The following is a 20,548-nucleotide window of genomic DNA, read 5'->3' as shown; positions in this document are numbered from 1 at the left end:
GCCCGTATGAGCCCGGAAAATAGCGATCCACTAATTCTTGTTGTTGAAGATGAACCCAAGCTGGCGCAGCTGATGATCGATTATCTGCAGGCGTCGAACTATCGCACGCATCATATTGCCAGTGGCGGCGAAGTGCAGGCCTGGCTGCAGCACACTACGCCCGCGCTGATGCTGCTCGACCTGATGCTGCCGGGCTGCGACGGTATGACGTTGTGCCGCGAAATACGCCGCAGCTCCGACCTGCCAATTATTATGGTCACCGCCCGCACCGAAGAGATTGACCGCCTGCTGGGGCTGGAAACCGGCGCGGATGACTATATCTGCAAGCCGTTCAGCCCGCGCGAAGTGGTGGCGCGCGTGAAAACCATTCTGCGCCGCGTGCGTAAATCGCCGGAAGAGACGCAGCAGGCGTCGCTGCTGATGATTGACGAAGGTCGCTTTCAGGCCAGCTGGCGTGCCGCTCCGCTGGAGCTGACGCCGGCGGAGTTCCGCCTGCTGAAAACGCTGTCGCTGGAACCCGGTAAAGTGTTTTCCCGCGAGCAGCTGCTGAATCAGCTTTATGATGATTACCGTGTAGTGACCGACCGTACTATTGACAGCCATATCAAAAACCTGCGCCGCAAGCTTGAGGCGCTGGATGCCGATCAGCCGTTTATTCGTGCGGTATATGGTATCGGCTATCGCTGGGAGGCGGATATGTGCCGGCTGGCATAGCCTGTTATTGATCCCGATCAATTTACTTCACTCCGCACCCTGCCTACAATTCCCGCCTCTTTTGCAGAGCCGCACGCTGCGGCTTCTGCTGCGGCCATCCGCGATGGCCAGCTGACCTGACATCAGTGAGTCTTCCATGTTTAAACCTGAACTGCTCTCCCCGGCGGGAACGCTGAAAAATATGCGTTACGCCTTTGCCTACGGCGCTGATGCCGTTTATGCCGGGCAGCCGCGCTACAGTCTGCGCGTACGCAACAACGAATTCACACATGACAATCTGGCGCAGGGGATCGCTGAAGCGCACGCGCTGGGTAAAAAATTCTATGTGGTGGTTAATATCGCGCCGCATAACGCCAAACTGAAAACGTTTATTCGCGACCTCACACCGGTGGTGGCAATGCAGCCGGATGCGCTGATTATGTCCGATCCGGGGCTGATTATGCTGGTGCGCGAGGCGTTTCCGGCCATCTCCATCCACCTTTCCGTGCAGGCCAACGCCGTCAACTGGGCCACGGTAAAATTCTGGCAGCAGATGGGGCTGACGCGCGTCATTCTGTCACGCGAGCTTTCGCTGGAGGAGATTGCGGAGATCCGCACGCAGGTGCCGGAGATGGAACTGGAGATCTTTGTTCACGGCGCGCTCTGCATGGCCTACTCCGGCCGCTGCCTGCTCTCTGGCTATCTCAACAAACGCGATCCAAACCAGGGCACCTGTACCAACGCCTGCCGCTGGTCGTATAAGGTCTCCGAAGGTCAGCAGGATGAGGTCGGCAATATTACCGGCATGCATGAGCCGTCCGGACAGCAGGCTCCCGTGCCCGGCCACAACGCACCAACCGACCGGCTGTTTCTGCTGGAAGAGAAAATGAAGCCCGGCGAGGTAATGAGCGCCTTTGAAGATGAGCACGGCACCTACATCATGAACTCAAAGGATTTGCGTGCGGTGGCGCACGTGGAGCAGCTGAGCGCGATGGGCATCCACTCGCTGAAAATTGAAGGACGCACCAAATCATTCTACTACTGTGCGCGGACCGCGCAGGTCTATCGCCGCGCCATCGATGACGCCGCAGCGGGTAAACCCTTTGATACTTCTCTGCTCGCCACGCTGGAAGGTCTGGCGCATCGGGGTTATACCGAAGGCTTTCTGCGCCGCCACACCCATGACAGCTACCAGAATTATGAGCAGGGTTTTTCCGTTTCTGAGCGCCAGCAGTTTGTGGGCGAGTTTACCGGCGAGCGGCGCGGTGACTGGGCACAGATTGCGGTGAAAAACAAATTTCTGCAGGGCGATGCGGTGGAGATCATGACGCCGCAGGGCAACCTGACCTGCACGCTGGAGGCGATGCAAAACGATCGCGCTGAAGCGATCGGCATTGCACCCGGCGACGGTCATCGGGTCTGGATCCCGGTGCCGGCAGAAGTGGATCTCACTTTTGCACTGCTGCTGCGCAATCTCCCTGAAGGCAACACCACCAGCGATCCGCACGGCAAAAATCGCACAAAATGAAAAAAAGGCGGCGAAGTTAGAACAGGATCACAGACGGTCGCAACGCCGCGCTTTAGAATCGCGCCTGCTGCTAATGAGTAACAATATCCAGCATGCACGACCAGGAACCACCTCATTTACCCGCCCGGCTCCCCCGCGCGGGTTTTCTTTTTTCAGCGCCTGCCGATAAAGTTCCCGCCGCAGCTATGCTATAACCACATCCCTGTCTCACGTTTCAAGGAACTGAAGATGCACACTACACCGCTCACGCTGCTGATCCTGAATGGAAAAGGCGCCGGCAATGAGGATCTGCGCGCGGCCGTTAATACGCTGCGCGAAGAGGGCTTTAATCTGGCCGTGCGCGTCACCTGGGAAAAGGGTGATGGCGATCGCTATGTACAGGAAGCGGTTGCTCTGCAGGCGGAAACCGTTATCGCAGGTGGCGGCGACGGCACCATTAATGAGATTGCCACGGCGCTGGCTGCCGTGCCCGACGCCTCGCGTCCGGTGCTCGGTATTCTGCCGCTGGGCACCGCCAACGATTTTGCCACCAGCGTGGGTATTCCGGCTGAAATGGAGCCGGCGCTGCGCCTTGCCGTAGTGGGTAAAGCCACCGCTATCGATCTGGCACGGGTCAATGGCGACCGCTATTTTATCAATATGGCGACCGGCGGCTTTGGTACGCGCATCACCACCGAAACGCCGGAGAAGCTGAAATCCGCGCTGGGAGGCGTCTCTTACTTTATTCACGGTCTAATGCGCGTGGATGCGCTAAAACCTGACAGCTGTGAAATCAGCGGGCCTGGTTTCAGCTGGCAGGGGGACGCGCTGGTTATCGGTATCGGCAATGGTCGCCAGGCGGGTGGCGGACAGCGCCTCTGCCCGGATGCGCTGATCAACGATGGTCAGCTTAACCTCAGCATCGTGACCGCGCAGGAGCTGCTGCCAACGCTGTTCCATTCGCTGACGCGCGATGATGAGAACCCTAATATTGTGTCGGCTCAGCTCGACTCCCTGACCATTCGCTCGCCGCATGAGATGACGTTTAATCTGGACGGTGAACCGCTGAGCGGCAGTGAATTCACCATTGACGTGCTGTCGGGGGCAATCAGCTGTCGCCTGCCGCCACAGTGTGCGCTTCTGGCGTAACAACGGGCGTGCGTAACATCAGGGGCGCATCAATGCGCACCCTGTGACTTGCAGGGTCGCCACACCCGGCGACCTCCTCAAAAGCCGCTCTGCAGTCAGGGCGACTGGCTTAACCCTCCGCATCACACCTTCATCCAGCGCCGCTCAGCCGCCGAAACTGCGATGGCTTCCAGCACCTTTTGTACCTGTAACCCTTCGGCAAAGTCCGGCCACATACGATCGCCCGCCGCGATGCCGTTGATCAGGTCGCGGATCTCCACGGTTTTCTGGTCGTTAAAACCAATACCGTGTCCGGCAGAGACGCAGAAGCTGGCGTAGTCCGGATGCGCCGGCCCGGTGAGCAGCGTTTTAAAGCCCTGCCGCCCGGCAGGCTCATCGTGGAGATAAAGCTCCAGCTCCGCCATGCGCTCCTGGGTATAACGCAGCGTGCCCCGGGTGCCGGTCACTACGTAGGTCAGCCCCATTTTGCTGCCGCAGGCGATGCGTGAGGTCTCAATAACCCCGTGCGCGCCATTTCTGAAGCGCAGCAGCGCGCTGGCCTGATCTTCATTCTCTACCGGCAGCAGACGCGCAGGATCTTTAGGGTCGGGCCGCTGCGTGATAACCGTCATCATGTCACCGCTGACTTCCTCGATGTCGCCCACCAGATAGTGCGCCATATTGACGATGTGCGCTGCCAGATCGCCCAGCGCGCCCAGCCCCGCCAGTTTTTGCTGACAGTGCCAGTCCAGCGGCGTCTGCGGGCTGGCGAGATAATCTTCGTTATGGGTGCCGTAAAAATGCACCACGTCACCAATCTCGCCGCGCGCAATGATCTCCCGCGCCAGCTGGCTGGTCGGGTTTTTCATGTAGTTAAAGCCCACCAGCGTTTTTACACCTGCCCGCTCTGCGGCCTGTACCATCTCCTCTGCATCCGCTACGCTCAGCGACAGCGGTTTTTCCGAGTAGACATGTTTGCCGTGGCGAATCGCCTCCAGCGCCATCTCTTTATGCAGGAAGTTGGGCGCGCAGATATCCACGACATCGATCTGCGGATCGCTGACCAGCTCGCGCCAGTCGCCGGTGGAACGGGCAAAGCCAAACGTGGCGGCCTGCTTTGCCGCCAGGGCCGGGTTTACTTCAGCCAGCATCTCACGCACGATCTCCCCCTTCAGGGCAAATACCGTGGGTGCCTGCGCATAGGCGATAGCGTGACACCGCCCGATATATCCGCTGCCAATCATTCCGATTCTGACTCTGTTCATGCTGCACCCGTGAAAAGTAGAGAAGGTTTCGCGGAATATATGTTTCATATTTCGGCGCCACAATGGCGAAATGAAATATCTGTGATCATTGATGTGGGGCACACGACAAAACCAGCAATTACCGCTGTAAGGTTGCAGTACTTTGGTGATATTCCTCACATTGTGTCAGGGAGTGGCGGTTTATTCAGCAGTCGGTGAAAATTTTGCAAAAGGGCTTTGACACGCAGCAGGCTGCCCGATATTATGCGCCCCGTTCCACACAATTCCTCTGTAGTTCAGTCGGTAGAACGGCGGACTGTTAATCCGTATGTCACTGGTTCGAGTCCAGTCAGAGGAGCCAGATTCTTAAAAAGAGCAGCCTGTAAGGCTGCTTTTTTTATGCCTGCGTACTATCCGCCTGCGTCCTACCACCAGTGATGAAAATGATGCACCGGCCCGATGCCCTTTCCTGCCTCCAGTGAATCGGCCTGCAGCAGCGCCTGCTGCAGCCAGCCTTTTGCCGCTGCCACTGTATCAGCCCAGCTCTCATGCCGTGGTCGCAGCGCCGCCAGCGCTGCCGACAGTGTACAGCCGGTGCCGTGGGTATGACGCGTCGCCACGCGCGGCGCCGTAAAACGGGTGCGACCGCTGCGGGTGATCAGCCAGTCAGGGCTCTCTGCATCCTCCAGATGGCCGCCCTTCATCAGCACCGCTGCACAGCCGAGATCCAGCAGTCCCTCCCCCTGCTGCAGCATGGCGCGCTCATCCCGGGCAGGTGCCGTTTCCAGCAGCGCCGCCGCTTCCGGCAGATTAGGCGTGATCAGTGAAACCTGCGGCAGCAGCCGCTCACGCATCGCTGCCACCGCCTCGGGGGCCAGCAGCGCATCGCCGCTTTTGGCAATCATGACCGTATCCAGCACCACAAACGGCAGCCGCGCACGCGCCAGTTTTTCTGCTACGACCTCCACGATATCGCTCCCGGCCAGCATGCCGATTTTCGCCGTATCGATACGGATATCGCTCAGGACCGAATCGAGCTGTGCGGCGACAAACGCCGGGGAAAGATAACAGACCGACTGCACGCCGCAGGTGTTTTGCGCCACCAGTGCGGTAATGACGCTGGTGCCGTAGGCGCTGAGTGCAGAAAAGGTTTTGAGATCGGCCTGAATCCCCGCGCCGCCGCTGGGATCGGTGCCGGCAATGGTCAGGGCATTTATACGGGGCAAGCCGCGCGGCAAAGCAGAGAAAGGGTGGGTCATCATAGCGCTCCTGTCAGGCGTACAGGAAGGCGAATGCGCGCAGGCATCTGACTTCCCTACGCTGGCATTATCCAGATCAGGTAATACGGGTATTTCTCAGCCTTCACAAAGAAGGGCACCCCGAGTCATGGTGTCTGTTACGACACACCGGCAGCTTAGGGGAAGTGATCGCCTGAAGCAAGCCACAGAGAGCAGAAACATTGATCTGCGCGGTTGCAGAGGCAGACAGACCGCTGGGGTGACCGGTTTATTGATACAGCGCAAGCCGCGATAACGCTGCTGCGTGCTTAATCTGCTGCCGGACCACCCTGCCGGATATCACCATGATTAACCTGCTGCGCCATCTTATTCCGCATGCTCACCGCTGGCATCAGATTACAATCAGCCGCCCCGGCGTTCTGAACCCTGCCGGACGTTACTGCCTGGCCACCTGTATCACCGCACGCTGTCGCGGCTGTGGCGCGCGGCTGCACAAGCTTTACTACCGCGACCTCAGCGATAGCGAAGCACGCCGCTGGCTTGGCTGATTAACGGCAAAAAAAAGCCCCGCAGCAAGGTGCGGGGCGCAGGCCGGATAACAGAATTGAATTTACTGTGCCGGCTGGGTGCGGATCAGATAATCAAAGGCGCTGAGTGACGCTTTAGCGCCCTCGCCGCTGGCGATGATAATCTGCTTATAGGGCACCGTGGTGCAGTCGCCGGCGGCAAACACGCCTTTCAGGCTGGTTTCGCACTTCGCATCGATGATCACTTCACCCATGCGGTTACGCTCTACCGCGCCTTCAAGGAAGCCGGTATTAGGCAGCAGACCAATCTGTACAAAGATGCCGCTCAGCGCCAGCTCGTGCGTGGTCTGCGTGGTGCGATCCAGATACGCCAGGCCGGTGACTTTGCTGCCGTCGCCTTTGACTTCGGTAGTCTGGGCGTTGAGGATCACGTCGACATTTTTCAGGCTGCGCAGTTTATCCTGCAGCACTTTGTCGGCACGCATTTCACCGGCAAATTCCAGCAGCGTAACGTGCTCAACGATACCGGCCAGGTCGATGGCCGCTTCCACGCCGGAGTTACCGCCGCCAATGACCGCGGTGCGCTTGCCTTTAAACAGCGGGCCGTCGCAGTGCGGACAGTAGGTTACCCCTTTGGTACGATACTGATCTTCGCCCGGTACGCCCATGTTGCGCCAGCGCGCGCCGGTGGCGATAATGATGCTGCGTGATTTCAGCACCGCGCCGGAAGCGGTTTCAATAGCGTGCAATCCCCCTTCCTGCGCGGCCGGGATCAGTTTAATCGCGCTCTGCGTGTCAATCACATCCACCGCGTAATCATCGACGTGCGCGCGCAGTGAACCCGCCAGCTTCGCACCTTCTGTTTTGGGTACAGAGATGTAGTTTTCAATATCTACTGTATCCAGCACCTGGCCGCCAAAACGCTCGCCCATCAGGCCGGTGCGAATACCTTTACGCGCGGAGTAGATAGCGGCCGCGGCGCCTGCCGGACCACTGCCGATGATCAGGACTTCATAAGCGTCACGCTTGTTCAGCTCTTCTGCCGCACGCTTATCAGCGTTGGTATCTACTTTTCCGACGATTTCAGCCAGGCTCATGCGGCCCTGACCAAACTCTTTGCCGTTAAGGTAGACAGCCGGCACGCCCATGACGTTGCGCTCGGTGATTTCATGCTGGAACACGCCGCCATCAATGGCGGTGTGGCTGATACGCGGGTTAAGCACCGCCATCAGGTTCAGCGCCTGCACCACGTCCGGGCAGTTGTGGCAGGAGAGCGAATAGTACGTTTCAAAGTGCAGATCGGTATCGAGTGAAATAACCTGATCCAGCAGGCTTTGCGCCTCTTTAGAGGGATGTCCACCGGTCTGGAGCAGGGCCAGCACCAGTGACGTAAATTCATGGCCCATTGGCGAACCGGCAAAGCGCGGACCGCTCTGGCTGCCTGGGTTGGTAATCAGAAACGATGGCTTGCGGACCGGACGATCGTTCTCTTCACGGAAGCTGACTTTGTCAGAGAGCGCAGCAATGTCTGCTAACAGCGTACGGATCTCTGCAGATTTAGCGCCCTCATCCAGGGTAGCAATCAACTCAACCGGTTTCGTTAGTTTCTCAAGGTAAGCCTTAAGCTGGGTTTTTAAATTGGTGTCGAGCATAGTGAGTTCCTGTGAAGAAAATCGGGTGCCGCAGCACCCGATAAAAAAGAGACCGAATGGTGTCAGGTAACTTAGATTTTACCAACCAGGTCCAGTGACGGAGCCAGCGTGGCGTCGCCTTCTTTCCATTTAGCCGGGCAGACTTCGCCTGGGTGAGAGGCCACGTACTGGGCGGCTTTCACTTTGCGCAGCAGGTCAGATGCGTCACGGCCAATACCTTCAGCGGTGATTTCGATCGCCTGGATGATGCCTTCAGGGTCAACGATGAAGGTACCGCGATCGGCCAGACCTTCTGCTTCACGCATGATTTCAAAGTTGCGGGTCAGCGCGCCGGTTGGATCGCCGAGCATGGCATACTGGATTTTGCCGATGGTCTCGGAAGAACCGTGCCAGGCTTTGTGGGTAAAGTGCGTGTCAGTAGAAACAGAGTAGATATCTACGCCCAGTTTCTGGAACTCTTCGTAGTGGTCTGCAACGTCACCCAGTTCAGTCGGGCATACGAAGGTGAAGTCAGCCGGGTAGAAGAAGAAAACACTCCATTTACCTTCAACGTCTTTCTCGGTTACGTCGATGAATTCGCCGTTTTTGAACGCTGCGTTTTTGAACGGTTTAATTTTGGTGTTAATGATTGACATAGTGACCTCCGTTAAAAAGATGTGATGCAGGCTACAGTTTTTTCGGGCCAGGTGCTAATACGCAGACGTTATCACTCAGATAAACAAAAGCTATCAATGCAGCGAGACCAGATCCGGTGCGGCTTGCCGCGGCATTCTACACAGAAAAGCGGCGGCGATAACAGGCTTTCTCAGAATGCGGCAAAACTGCTATTTTTTTTACAGGCTGGTGCGTATGACCGCGTGCCATAAGCGATGCTTGCGATTCAGGAGACCCCGCACGTGAATATCCGACCTTTTCAAGAGAGCGACCGTCCGTTTCTGCGCACGCTGTTTCTCGCCGCGCGCCGGCACAGCTGGACATGGCTCAACGGTGATGACTGGCAGCTGGAAGATTTTGATGCGGTGATCCTGGGCGAAACGGTGCTGGTAGCGGAGATAAACGGCGAACGCGCGGGTTTTGCCGGTATTCTGGACAACGATAATTTTCTGCACAGCCTTTACGTTGACCCGGCGCATCAGGCTCAGGGGGTGGGCAGCGCGCTGCTGCAGCAGGTTACAGCACGCTTTACCTCAACCGGCGCGCTGAAATGTCTGGCAGAGAACCGGGCCGCGCTGGCGTTCTACCAGCATCACGGCTGGCAACGTGTCGCCAGCGGTGAAGGCGAACAGGGTACCTATGTGCTGATGCATTATCCGCTGGCGGGACGCGCCAGCGAAACAGCGTAAGCTACACCGCCCGGAATGCGATGTCGCCCGGGATAATCTCGCCCTGCCAGTAGAGCTGAGCGGCTACGCGCCCCGCCAGCTGGCGATAGAGCGCGGTAAACCCGCTCTCTGGCCGGCGGATCACCGTAGGCGTTCCGTCATCCAGGTCTTCCCGCAGATGAATATGCAGCGGCAGCTGTGCCAGCAGGCGGGTGTGGTAATCCTGCACCAGCCGCTCAGCCCCGCCGGTACCAAAGATTGGCTCGTGATGGCCACATTCACTGCAGATATGCATGCTCATGTTCTCCACCACCCCCAGCACCGGCACCGCCACTTTTTCAAACATCACAATGCCTTTGCGCGCATCCAGCAGCGCAATATCCTGCGGCGTAGTTACCACCACGGCGCCGGTGACCGGTACGCTCTGCGCCAGCGTCAGCTGTATATCCCCGGTGCCGGGCGGCATATCGAGCACCAGATAGTCGAGATCGGGCCACAGCGTCTCGTTGAGCAGCTGCAGCAGCGCCTTGCTCGCCATTGGCCCACGCCACACCATGGCGTTATCGTCCGTGACCAGATAGCCAATGGAGTTGGTGGCAAGCCCGTGCGCCATAATCGGGGCCATGTGCGTGCCGTCAGGCGACGTCGGACGCTCCGCTTCCGTTCCCAGCATGTTCGGGATAGAGGGACCATAAATATCCGCATCCAGCAGGCCCACGCGCGCCCCTTCCGCCGCCAGCGCCAGCGCCATGTTGACCGCCGTGCTCGACTTGCCGACGCCGCCTTTGCCGGAGCTGACCGCAATAATATTTTTCACGCCGTTCACGCCCGGCTGATTTTTTACCCGCTTCAGCGTGGCGATATCGTGGCGCAGACGCCAGTCGATAGCGCGTGCCTGCGTCAGACGCAGCAGCTCCGCGCTGACCTGCGCTTTAAGATCCTCAAATGCGCTATGCCAGACAAACGGCATAACCAGCTCAATATGCAGTTTTTCATCCAGCAGCGCGACATGCCGCAGCGCTTTCAGCGTAGTGAGATTCTGCTGCAGCGTGGGGTGCGTAAACGCGCTCAGCACGCCGCTGACCGCGGCACGCAACGCTTCAGGTGAATGATAATCCCGGGATTGTGTGCTCATCCCCTCTCCTTATTTCATCATGACGCCAGAATGTAGCGGTATAAGGTCAATCATATCAGAGCCGCGCGGAAAAGAGCGCGACGCGCCTCCTGTGTTTACGCCGGAGGGTGCTTCGGTTACCATCTAACCCCCGATTTTTTATTAACGGAAAGCTACGCAAATCATGACTCAAGTCGCTAAAAAATTACTGGTAACGTGCGCCCTGCCGTACGCAAACGGCTCTATCCATCTTGGTCACATGCTGGAACACATCCAGGCTGATGTATGGGTCCGTTACCAGCGAATGCGTGGCAATCAGGTTTACTTCATCTGCGCAGACGATGCCCACGGCACGCCGATTATGCTGAAAGCGCAGCAGCTGGGCATCACCCCGGAGCAGATGATCGCCGATATGAAGCAGGAGCACGAAACTGACTTCGCCGGTTTTAATATCAGCTATGACAACTATCACTCAACGCATGCCGATGAGAATCGTCAGCTGGCTGAGCTGATCTACACGCGCCTGAATGAAAATGGCTTTATCAAAAAGCGCACCATTTCACAGCTCTACGATCCGGAAAAAGGGATGTTCCTGCCCGATCGTTTTGTGAAGGGCATCTGCCCGAAATGTAAAGCAGCCGATCAGTATGGCGATAACTGCGAAGTATGCAGCGCCACCTACAGCCCGACGGAGCTGATTGAGCCTAAATCAGTCGTATCAGGCGCAACGCCGGAACTGCGTGACTCCGAGCACTTCTTCTTCGATCTGCCGTCGTTCAGCGAGATGCTGCAGGCGTGGACCCGCTCCGGTGCGCTGCAGGAGCAGGTTGCCAACAAGATGCAGGAGTGGTTTGAGTCGGGACTGCAGCAGTGGGATATCTCCCGCGATGCGCCCTACTTTGGCTTCGAGATCCCGGACGCGCCGGGCAAATATTTCTACGTCTGGCTTGATGCGCCAATCGGGTACATGGGCTCGTTTAAGAACCTGTGCGATAAGCGCGGCGATATCGACTTCAGCGAATTCTGGCAGAAAGATTCCGCGACCGAGCTCTACCACTTTATCGGTAAAGATATCGTCTATTTCCACAGCCTGTTCTGGCCAGCCATGCTGGAAGGCAGCGGTTTCCGCAAGCCGACCAATCTGTTTGTACATGGCTATGTCACGGTAAACGGCGCGAAGATGTCAAAATCGCGCGGCACCTTTATCAAAGCCAGCACCTGGCTGCAGCATCTCGATGCCGACAGCCTGCGCTATTACTACGCGGCCAAGCTCTCTTCGCGCATTGATGACATCGACCTGAATCTGGAAGATTTTGTGCAGCGCGTTAACGCTGACATCGTGAACAAAGTGGTTAACCTTGCCTCGCGCAACGCCGGTTTTATCACCAAACGCTTTAACGGTGAACTGGCTGCTGAACTCGCCGATCCGGCGCTTTATCAGACCTTTGTGGCGGCGTCAGAGAAGATTGGCGAAGCGTGGGCGAACCGCGAATATAACCGCGCCATTCGTGAAATCATGACGCTGGCCGATCTGGCAAACCGCTATGTTGATGAGCAGGCACCGTGGGTGGTGGCGAAACAGGAAGGCCGCGACGCTGACCTGCAGGCGATCTGCTCAATGGGCATCAACCTGTTCCGCGTGCTGATGACCTGGCTGAAGCCGGTACTGCCGTCGCTGAGCGAACGTGCTGAGGCGTTTCTGCAGAGCGAACTGAGCTGGGATGGCATCGCGCAGCCGCTGCTGAACCACAGCGTGGCACCGTTCAAAGCACTCTACGGCCGCATTGAGATGGCAAAAGTGGAAGCGCTGATTGCGGCATCGAAAGAGGATGCGGCGGCAGCCAGCAAACCTGCCGTAAGCGGCCCGCTCGCTGACGCGCCGATTGGCGACACCATCACCATTGATGATTTCGCCAAAGTCGATATGCGCGTGGCGCTGATTGAGCAGGCGGAGCTGGTTGAGGGTTCAGACAAGCTGCTGCGCCTGCAGCTCGATCTCGGCGGTGAGAAGCGTCAGATCTTCTCCGGCATTCGTGCGGCTTACCCCGATCCTTCCGTGCTGGTGGGCAAGATGACCATTATCGTGGCCAATCTGGCGCCGCGTAAGATGCGCTTTGGCGTATCGGAAGGCATGGTGCTCTCAGCCGGCCCGGGCGGCAGCGATCTGTTCGTGCTCTCGGTGGACAGTGGCGCACAGCCAGGCATGCCGGTTAAGTAAGCTCTTTTCTTCGTTTACAGCCCTCTTCTTTCCGGAGAGGGCTGATTTTTAGTGCCATTCTATATAAAACCCGATTCAGCCAGAAAAAAGATTTTTCGCGATACCGTGTCAGAACCGCATATTTTCGCTGCTGCTGTTAATAGCAGACACCTGTGAGATACAGAGCAAAATAAATCATTCTGCTTTTAAATGAGCTAAAAGCAATTTAATCATATTCAAATAGTGCTGAGAATTCGGCGCACCAATCCGCAAAATATTGATAAAAAATATCAGGCTAAATTCCTGTGCGCCTCCGCCAGAATGAATATCTTTTTTTTGCCAGCAATCCTGTACTTTTTAGTTCTGAAGCAATATTTTCTATTTATGTTAACGAAGCGCTGTTATTCTTTCACAGGCTAAAATAATCAACGCGGGCGCACAGATTTTCACTTAAAACAGCGGACATCTATTTCCTGCTGTTCAGGGCATACAGCTCTGTTTTTTGTGGTCAGCAAGGCTCGCGACCATACTTGTGGCATATAAACATTACCAGGTAAAGCTTCCCGCGCCAGCAGCATTAACTCTCGCAGCAAAACATACCGGCTCAGGCCGGCGCTCATAATGTATCGACATTACAGGACCCATAATGATGAGCCATAAATTGTTTAACCTGTCTGCACTGGCGCTTGCTATCGCAGGGGCTTTAACCACTCCGGGCACCGCGTTTGCCACCATAACCTATCAGGGTAACGTTACGGGTACCACTTCTTCTCCGCCCCCCAACGGTGCTGACTGGATTGATGCCAGCAATGACATCACCGCAACTGAAACGTTACCCGGCGTTGGCGGTATGTTTATTACCAGTGGCAGCCAGCTTACGGCTAACAGCCTGAAGTTTGCAGGTGAAGGAGATTTAGTACTGTCAGGAGCCGGAACGCGCGCAACGCTCGGCACGCTGACAACGGATAGAAATGTGGCAATTACTGTCGGCAACGGTGCATTGCTAAGTGCGAATAACATTTTCCTGCGTTTAACCTCTTCTTTTGTAATTGGAGGCTCTATTACGGGAGTCGCGCCGGCTCCGGGTTCAGTTTCTGCTTCATCCGTGACGCTTGCTGATATCTCATTTATTAACTTCTCCCATAACAGTAATAACTATATTTTCAATGCCAGCATTCTCAGCAACATAGCAGGAGATGGAGACATTTATGTAAGAGAAGGCACAACTACGCTGGCGAAAACAGGCAACTTCTCAGGCTCCTATCTGATTGATAATGGCTGGACACAAAACTACGCAACGCTGCTTGCTGGCGCGCCGAATGCACTGGGGCAGAATGCCACATTTGAAATTCGCTCTAAAGGCACGCTGGATACCAATGGTTACAGCCAGCAACTCGGATCGATAACCAATAATGGCGGTAACGTTATCGTTCAGGGTGCTACTGCCGGCACCCGGGTTAATATCGCGAATGGCTATGATGGCAGCGGCGCACTGACGGTTACCGGCCGTGGCGTCACGCTGAACGTGGCCAACGGGCTGGTTAACCGGGGCACGGTGGCGGTGAGATCGGGCGCCACGCTCAGCGCCGACACGCTCAGTAATAACAATGGTGCCTTATCGGTGAGTAATGCGGGCAGTGCACTGGCGGTATCTGGGCTGTTTTCAAACAACGGCCAGACGCGGTTTACCGATGGTGCCAGGATAACAGCAGATGCAGTAAACAATAATGGCTCTGTTTTTACTGTCAGCGGCAATACCACCAATTTGCAGGTCAGAAACCAGCTCAGTAACCTTCGGACAGTACAAATTCTGGACGGCGCAACTGTATCTGCAGGCAGCCTGAATAACAGCAGCAACCTGTTACTGGACGGAAATGGCGCTTCTCTGACGGTTGCCGGACAGCTGACAAGCTCACGTTCAATAATAGTAAAAAATGGTTCAGCGCTGACAGCAGACAATATCCTGATAAATGGGACTGGCACATTTGCCCCTTCTTCGCTCTCTTTAGGCAGTATAAATGGCGCCACTGCCAGTCGCGCCGGTCGCGTAAATGCCAGAGAAATTACACTCGCCTCTACGCCTGTATCACGCGCGCTCATTTACGTTAACCATACCGATACTGATTATGATATCGATACGCGTATTACGGGAGATGGTGATATTGCTGTGTTATCAGGAGTGACGACCCTCTCTGGTATCAACAACTATTCAGGTACCACCACTGTAACAGGTGGCATGCTTCGGGCCGGCTCAGATAATACGTTTAGCGCAGCCTCAGTCTGGGATATCGGCAGCAATGGCGAACTGGATTTGAACGGCTACCGTCAGACGCTGGGCGACACCACCAATGCCGGAACTATCAGACTGTCCGGTGCCACTGCCGGCAATGTACTTACCGTTGATGGCAACTACACCGGCAACGACGGCACCCTGATTTTCGGCACCGAACTTGACGATGACAATGCCCGTACCGACCGGCTGGTGGTCACCGGCGACGCCGGAGGCACCACTAATATCCAGGTGAACAATCTTGGTGGACGCGGCGCGGAAACGGTTAACGGCATTGAGTTGATCGAAGTTCAGGGCAGCGCCGACAGTAGCGCATTCAGGCAACAGGGACGCATCGTTGCGGGCGCCTATGAATACCGCCTGCTGCGCGGCAATAAAAACTGGTACCTGACCAATCGCATTAATCTGGAAACAGGCCTGCCTGTTATCGGTGAGGGCGGTGACAACGGCGGCAGCGGCGGTGACAACGGCGGCGGCGGTGATAATGGCGGCAGTGGCGGCAACGGCGGTGGTAGTGATAACGGCGGCGGCGAAAGCGTGGCAGTTCTGCGCCCGGAAGGCAGCGCTTATGCAGCTAACCTCGCCACTGCATCCACGCTGTTCGATACCCGTATGAGCGATCGTCAGGGCACCTGGTACCTCGATCCGCTGACCGGCGAACAGCAGTACACGTCACTCTGGCTGCGCGTCGCCGGCGATCACAATCGTCAGCACGCCGGTGACGGCCAGCTGCGCACCCGCGCCAACAGCGTAGTGACCCTGCTCGGCGGCGATATTGCCGCTACGGACACTGCCCGCGTCGGCCTGATGGCGGGCTACGGCAACAGCAAAAGTAACACCACATCCGGGATCACCGGCTACCGCGCCCGCGGCCAGATCAATGGCTATACCACCGGTATTTATGGTACCTGGTTTGCTGAAGGCACCGACGAGAAAGGCCTGTGGGCAGACAGCACGCTGCAATACAGCTGGTTTAACAATCAGGTAGAAGGTGAGGATGAAGCGGGAGAATCTTATCGCTCTAAAGGGCTTAGCGCCTCGCTCTCTTCCGGCTACGTTATTCCGCTGGCACAGAGCGAGCGTCGTGCTTTCTTTCTGCAGCCGCAGGCGCGCATCGGCTGGTCCGGTATCAAGGCTGATGACCATACCGAGCGCAACGGTACCCTGGTGCAGGGCAAAGGTCAGGATAACGTCAGCAGCAGCCTGGGGGTTAAAGCCTTTATGAAGAGCCATGCTGCGCAGGACGATCGCAACGGCCGCCGCTTCAGCCTGTTCACCGAAGCCAACTGGATCCACAACAGCCGTGAATACGCAGTACGCATGGATGATGTAGTGGTCTCACAACAGGGCAGTCGCAATATTGCCGAAGCGCGTGTGGGCGTGGACGGTTCGCTGGGCGGTGGCCTGGGCCTGAAAGGCACTATTGGCCAGCAGGTGGGTGATAACAGCTGGTCTGAGACCCAGGCGGCGATCAGCGTCAGCTATCGCTTCTGACAACGGCTCCGGGCATCGTCTGTAAACCGCAGCGGACCCGGGTGCGTTTTTTTGAGTTTCTGGTTCAGCGCCGGCTTTTGTGACGTCTGGCACGCTAAGCGCGTAATGCGTATGATGTAAAACAGATGACCGAAGCCGGAGATGTCTGACGTGTTAACTGCCTGCTGGCGCTATCTGCGCGCCTTTATGATTATCTATGCCGCGCTCTATGCCGGTATCGCGCTCGCCGCCCTGCTTCCCTTCACTATTCCCGGCAGTATTATCGGTATGCTGCTGCTGTTTTTACTGCTGGGGCTGCAGATCCTGCCGGTTCGCTGGGTAAAACCCGGCTGCCATCTGCTGATCCGCTATATGGCGCTGCTGTTTGTACCGATAAGCGTTGGCGTCATCAGCTATACCGATGTGCTTTCCGCGCAGTTTGGTCCGATTGTGGTCTCCTGCCTCACCAGTACGCTGATGGTGCTGGTGGTGGTGGGTTTTAGCGCTGAACGCCTGCAGCGCCCGAAACAGGAGCAGCCGCATGAGTGATGTCTGGTGGTCCCTGCCGCTGACGCTGGCTGCTTATTTTGTGGCGCGCCGGCTGGCGGCAAAGCTTAAAATCTCGCTGATTAACCCGCTGCTGGTAGCCATGGCCATTATAATTCCGGTGCTGCTGCTGACGCATACCCCCTATACGCGCTATTTTGCCGGCAGCGCACTGCTGAATCAGCTGCTGCAGCCAGCGGTCGTGGCGCTGGCGCTGCCGCTTTATGAGCAGATGCATCAGATCCGTGCACGCTGGAAAACCATCATCAGCGTCTGCTTTATTGGCAGCCTGACCGCCATGGTATCCGGCACTGCGATGGCGCTATGGCTGGGCGCCACCCCGGAGATCGCTGCGACGCTCTTACCCAAGTCAGTCACCACCCCGATTGCGATGGCGGTCTCTGCCTCGCTGCACGGTATTCCGGCCATCAGCGCTATCTGCGTGCTGATCGCAGGCGTATTTGGTGCCGTCTTCGGGCACATGCTGCTGAACCTGCTGCGCATTCGCAGCAAAGCATCGCGCGGCCTGGCGATTGGCAACGCGTCACACGCGCTGGGCACGGCGCGCGCGGCGGAAATCGACTATCAGGAAGGGGCATTCAGTTCACTGGCGCTGGTGATCTGCGGCATCATTACCTCGTTACTGGCACCGTTTATCTTTCCGCTGCTGCTGGCGTGGTTTGGCTGAAAGTTTGCGAGAGATCTCGCAAAGTTGAAACAACTCAATCAGCTTGCATTGTCATAGCGACATGGATCACATATAACTCAGCAGGCGGCGCCCCGCCGCTGATGAGTTAATGAGGCCTGACACCATGCACCCACGATTCTCTTCCGCTTTCTCCGACCTGCCGGCGGCCCTGCAGCAGGCGCTGCAGCCGCTGCTGGACGCGCCCGATTTTCACGGCGTGCTCCGCCCTGATGAGTTGATACAGCTGCAGCAGGTGACCGGACTGGAAGAGGATGCACTGGCGCTGGCGCTCCTGCCGCTCGCCGCCTGCTGTGCGGTTGCGCCGCTCTCCCGCTTTAACGTTGGCGCTATCGCGCGTGGCGTCAGCGGCCACTGGTATTTTGGGGCAAATATGGAGTTTCGCGGCGCCACGATGCAGCAGACGGTGCACGCTGAGCAGAGCGCGATTACCCACGCCTGGCTGCGCGGTGAAACGGCGCTGGCGGCCATCACCGTAAACTACACGCCGTGTGGCCACTGCCGTCAGTTTATGAATGAGCTGAACAGCGGTACGGCAATCCGTATCAGCCTGCCGGGACGCGAAGTGAGCACGCTGGCGCACTACCTGCCCGATGCGTTTGGTCCTGCTGACCTTAATATTGCAGAGCGGCTGATGACGCCGGTTGACCATGCCTTTGCCCCGGCCGGCGATGCGCTGCAGCAGGCGGCCATCAGTGCCGCCAGTCAGAGCCACGCCCCTTACAGCTACAGCTATAGCGGTGTGGCACTGGAGAGCCGCAGCGGCGCAATCTATAGCGGCCGCTATGCGGAAAATGCCGCGTTTAATCCCAGCCTGCCCCCGCTGCAGGCCGCGCTGATCCTGATGAATATGCATCATGAACCGCTGGAGACCATCTGCCGCGCGGCGCTGGCTGAGTCCGCGCAGGGTGCGCTGACGCAGGCGGATGCGACGCGCGCGACGCTTGCCGCGCTTGGCTGCCACGCGCTGACGATTACTTTAGTTTCAAAAACATCCGTTTAGTGATCCTTTTACCGCTTTTGTGACCTGCTGTTAACAAAAGCTGTACATCTGCCGGAATTTTCATAGGATCGGGCGCCAGACCTTTACACTAATCAGATCTGGCGTGAGCTTTTCGTCGCGATACGTCAGCAAACACTGCAACCGGAGCAAACATTGCATGGAACTCGAGTACGAAAGTAAACGTCCGCTCTATATCCCTTATGCGGGTCCGATTCTGCTGGAATTTCCGCTGCTGAATAAAGGCAGCGCTTTCTCACTGGAAGAACGTAACGAATTCAATCTGAATGGTCTGCTGCCGGATGCGGTTGAGACCATTGAAGAGCAGGCGGAACGCGCCTGGCGTCAGTTTCTGGATTTCAAAAACAATAACGACAAGCACGTCTATCTGCGCAATATCCAGGACACCAATGAAACCCTGTTCTACCGCCTGCTGGACAATCATCTGGAAGAGATGATGCCGATTATTTATACCCCGACCGTGGGTGCAGCGTGTGAGCATTTCTCTGAGATCTACCGTCGCGCGCGCGGCGTGTTTATCTCTTACAACAATCGCGATCGCATTGAAGACATGCTGCAGAACGCTACCAAGCAGAATGTGAAGGTCATTGTGGTAACGGATGGCGAGCGTATTCTTGGTCTTGGTGACCTCGGTATCGGCGGCATGGGTATTCCGATTGGCAAGCTGTCGCTCTATACCGCCTGCGGCGGCATCAGTCCGGCCTACACCCTGCCGGTGGTGCTGGATGTCGGCACGAATAACCCGCAGCTGCTCAACGATCCGCTCTATATGGGCTGGCGTCATCCGCGCATTACCGGCGAAGAGTATGAGTCGTTTGTGAATGAATTTATTCAGGCGGTGAAACGCCGCTGGCCAAACGTCCTGCTGCAGTTTGAAGATTTTGCACAGAAGAACGCCATGCCGCTGCTGCAGCGCTATCGCGATGAAATCTGCTGCTTCAACGATGATATTCAGGGCACCGCAGCCGTTACCGTAGGCACACTGATTGCCGCCAGTCGCGCTGCAGGCAGCCGCCTGTGCGAGCAGAAAGTGGTCTTCCTCGGCGCCGGTTCTGCAGGCTGCGGTATTGCTGAACAGATCATTGCGCAGATGAAATCTGAAGGACTGAGCGATGAGGAAGCGCGTTCGCGGGTCATGATGGTTGACCGCTTTGGTCTGCTCACCGACAAGCTGCCAAACCTGCTCGATTTCCAGAGCAAACTGGTGCAAAAAAGTGACAATCTGAAGGCGTGGGACGTCACCAGCGATACAATTTCGCTGCTGGATGTGGTACGCAACGCACAACCCGATATTCTGATCGGCGTATCGGGCCAGCCAGGCCTGTTCACCGAAGAGATCATTCGCGAGATGCACAAGCACTGCAAACGCCCTATCGTGATGCCGCTCTCTAACCCGACGTCACGCGTGGAAGCGACGCCGGCAGACATCATCGCCTGGACCGACGGCGCCGCGCTGGTTGCAACCGGCAGCCCGTTCTCACCGGTAACCTGGAAAGGCAAAACCTATCCGATTGCCCAGTGCAATAACTCCTATATCTTCCCGGGTATCGGCCTGGGCGTGATTGCCGCAGGCGCAACGCGCGTGACCGACTCCATGCTGATGACGGCCAGCCGCGCGCTGGCTGACTGCTCGCCGCTGGTTAACGACGGCGAAGGCCCGGTACTGCCGGAGATCAAAGATATCCAGGGCGTCTCCAAACTGATTGCGATGGAAGTCGGCAAAGCAGCACAGCTGGCTGGCGTTGCCGTGGTGACGTCGGAGGATGTGCTTTCTAAAGCAGTTCACAACAACTTCTGGCTGCCACAGTATCGTCACTATCGCCGTACCTCTATCTGATGTATAGCGTGCCGGATTTCGATCCGGCACTGCCGAAAAAAACATCAGCCAGC

16 protein-coding genes, 1 tRNA gene and 1 riboswitch are annotated in these 20,548 nt (G+C 57.0%); of the genes, 12 read left to right on the top strand and 5 right to left on the bottom strand.

From position 1 onward, the window contains the following. Positions 1–6: 6 nt before the first annotated feature. The 3 genes from baeR to yegS all read left to right on the top strand — a co-directional run bounded on the left by baeR (position 7) and on the right by yegS (position 3,349). Complete coding sequence (gene baeR, locus BBA90_RS09440; RefSeq protein ID WP_065648899.1) at positions 7–714, top strand: two-component system response regulator BaeR; 708 nt, start codon at positions 7–9, stop codon at positions 712–714. Positions 715–850: 136 nt separating this feature from the next. After that, on the top strand, positions 851–2,221 hold the full coding sequence (yegQ, locus tag BBA90_RS09435; RefSeq protein ID WP_065648898.1) for a tRNA 5-hydroxyuridine modification protein YegQ: 1,371 nt from the start codon (positions 851–853) through the stop codon (positions 2,219–2,221). 228 nt (positions 2,222–2,449) lie between these two features. Then, positions 2,450–3,349 carry a lipid kinase YegS gene (gene yegS / locus BBA90_RS09430; RefSeq protein WP_065648897.1) on the top strand — a complete coding sequence of 300 codons (900 nt, stop codon included), beginning with the start codon at positions 2,450–2,452 and terminating at the stop codon, positions 3,347–3,349. Positions 3,350–3,471: 122 nt separating this feature from the next. Here the strand turns inward: yegS and BBA90_RS09425 are convergent, their stop codons facing one another. After that, positions 3,472–4,593 (bottom strand): Gfo/Idh/MocA family protein, encoded by a 1,122-nt coding sequence (locus tag BBA90_RS09425; RefSeq protein ID WP_065648896.1) that lies wholly within the window; start codon positions 4,591–4,593, stop codon positions 3,472–3,474. Positions 4,594–4,857: 264 nt separating this feature from the next. Here BBA90_RS09425 and BBA90_RS09420 point away from each other — a divergent pair. After that, positions 4,858–4,933: transfer RNA gene (locus BBA90_RS09420), tRNA-Asn, on the top strand. A gap of 64 nt (positions 4,934–4,997) precedes the next feature. On the opposite strand, the gene thiD is transcribed toward BBA90_RS09420, so the two are convergent. Continuing rightward, positions 4,998–5,798, bottom strand: coding sequence for a bifunctional hydroxymethylpyrimidine kinase/phosphomethylpyrimidine kinase (gene thiD / locus BBA90_RS09415; protein WP_065650444.1), 801 nt, complete (start codon positions 5,796–5,798; stop codon positions 4,998–5,000). Positions 5,799–5,867: 69 nt separating this feature from the next. Beyond that, positions 5,868–5,964, bottom strand: a riboswitch (TPP riboswitch). Positions 5,965–6,154: 190 nt separating this feature from the next. Between thiD and BBA90_RS09410 the strand changes: the two genes are divergently transcribed. Then, the gene (locus BBA90_RS09410) at positions 6,155–6,358 is read left to right on the top strand and encodes a hypothetical protein (RefSeq protein ID WP_139074180.1); all 204 of its coding nucleotides are present in this window, start codon (positions 6,155–6,157) and stop codon (positions 6,356–6,358) included. A gap of 62 nt (positions 6,359–6,420) precedes the next feature. Here the strand turns inward: BBA90_RS09410 and ahpF are convergent, their stop codons facing one another. After that, positions 6,421–7,989 (bottom strand): alkyl hydroperoxide reductase subunit F, encoded by a 1,569-nt coding sequence (gene ahpF / locus BBA90_RS09405; RefSeq protein WP_065648895.1) that lies wholly within the window; start codon positions 7,987–7,989, stop codon positions 6,421–6,423. A 71-nt stretch (positions 7,990–8,060) separates the two neighbouring features. After that, on the bottom strand, positions 8,061–8,624 hold the full coding sequence (ahpC, locus tag BBA90_RS09400; protein ID WP_065648894.1) for an alkyl hydroperoxide reductase subunit C: 564 nt from the start codon (positions 8,622–8,624) through the stop codon (positions 8,061–8,063). A 261-nt stretch (positions 8,625–8,885) separates the two neighbouring features. Between ahpC and BBA90_RS09395 the strand changes: the two genes are divergently transcribed. Then, the gene (locus BBA90_RS09395; protein WP_065650442.1) at positions 8,886–9,332 is read left to right on the top strand and encodes a GNAT family N-acetyltransferase; all 447 of its coding nucleotides are present in this window, start codon (positions 8,886–8,888) and stop codon (positions 9,330–9,332) included. A gap of 1 nt (position 9,333) precedes the next feature. On the opposite strand, the gene apbC is transcribed toward BBA90_RS09395, so the two are convergent. Then, a complete protein-coding gene (apbC, locus tag BBA90_RS09390; RefSeq protein ID WP_065648893.1) occupies positions 9,334–10,446 on the bottom strand; it encodes an iron-sulfur cluster carrier protein ApbC in 1,113 nt (370 codons plus the stop codon). A 163-nt stretch (positions 10,447–10,609) separates the two neighbouring features. Between apbC and metG the strand changes: the two genes are divergently transcribed. The 6 genes from metG to BBA90_RS09360 all read left to right on the top strand — a co-directional run bounded on the left by metG (position 10,610) and on the right by BBA90_RS09360 (position 20,495). Next, on the top strand, positions 10,610–12,643 hold the full coding sequence (metG, locus tag BBA90_RS09385; RefSeq protein WP_065648892.1) for a methionine--tRNA ligase: 2,034 nt from the start codon (positions 10,610–10,612) through the stop codon (positions 12,641–12,643). Between the two features lie 625 nt (positions 12,644–13,268). Further along, positions 13,269–16,406, top strand: a complete 3,138-nt coding sequence (locus BBA90_RS09380) for an autotransporter outer membrane beta-barrel domain-containing protein (RefSeq protein WP_065648891.1) — start codon at positions 13,269–13,271, stop codon at positions 16,404–16,406. A gap of 141 nt (positions 16,407–16,547) precedes the next feature. Continuing rightward, positions 16,548–16,934: a CidA/LrgA family protein gene (locus BBA90_RS09375; protein ID WP_039385425.1), complete on the top strand. Its 387-nt coding sequence runs from the start codon at positions 16,548–16,550 to the stop codon at positions 16,932–16,934. Then, complete coding sequence (locus tag BBA90_RS09370; protein ID WP_065648890.1) at positions 16,927–17,619, top strand: CidB/LrgB family autolysis modulator; 693 nt, start codon at positions 16,927–16,929, stop codon at positions 17,617–17,619. Before BBA90_RS09375 ends, BBA90_RS09370 begins: the two co-directional genes overlap by 8 nt. A 124-nt stretch (positions 17,620–17,743) precedes the next feature. Next, positions 17,744–18,640 carry a cytidine deaminase gene (cdd, locus tag BBA90_RS09365; protein WP_065648889.1) on the top strand — a complete coding sequence of 299 codons (897 nt, stop codon included), beginning with the start codon at positions 17,744–17,746 and terminating at the stop codon, positions 18,638–18,640. Between the two features lie 157 nt (positions 18,641–18,797). After that, positions 18,798–20,495: an NAD-dependent malic enzyme gene (locus BBA90_RS09360; protein WP_065648888.1), complete on the top strand. Its 1,698-nt coding sequence runs from the start codon at positions 18,798–18,800 to the stop codon at positions 20,493–20,495. Positions 20,496–20,548: the final 53 nt, after the last annotated feature.

Origin of the sequence: Pantoea eucrina (genome assembly GCF_001691555.1) — a bacterium.
Lineage (GTDB): Bacteria > Pseudomonadota > Gammaproteobacteria > Enterobacterales > Enterobacteriaceae > Pantoea > Pantoea borealis.
The sequence above is the reverse complement of the archived record's forward strand: the minus strand, read 5'-3'. Positions and strand labels throughout refer to the sequence as shown.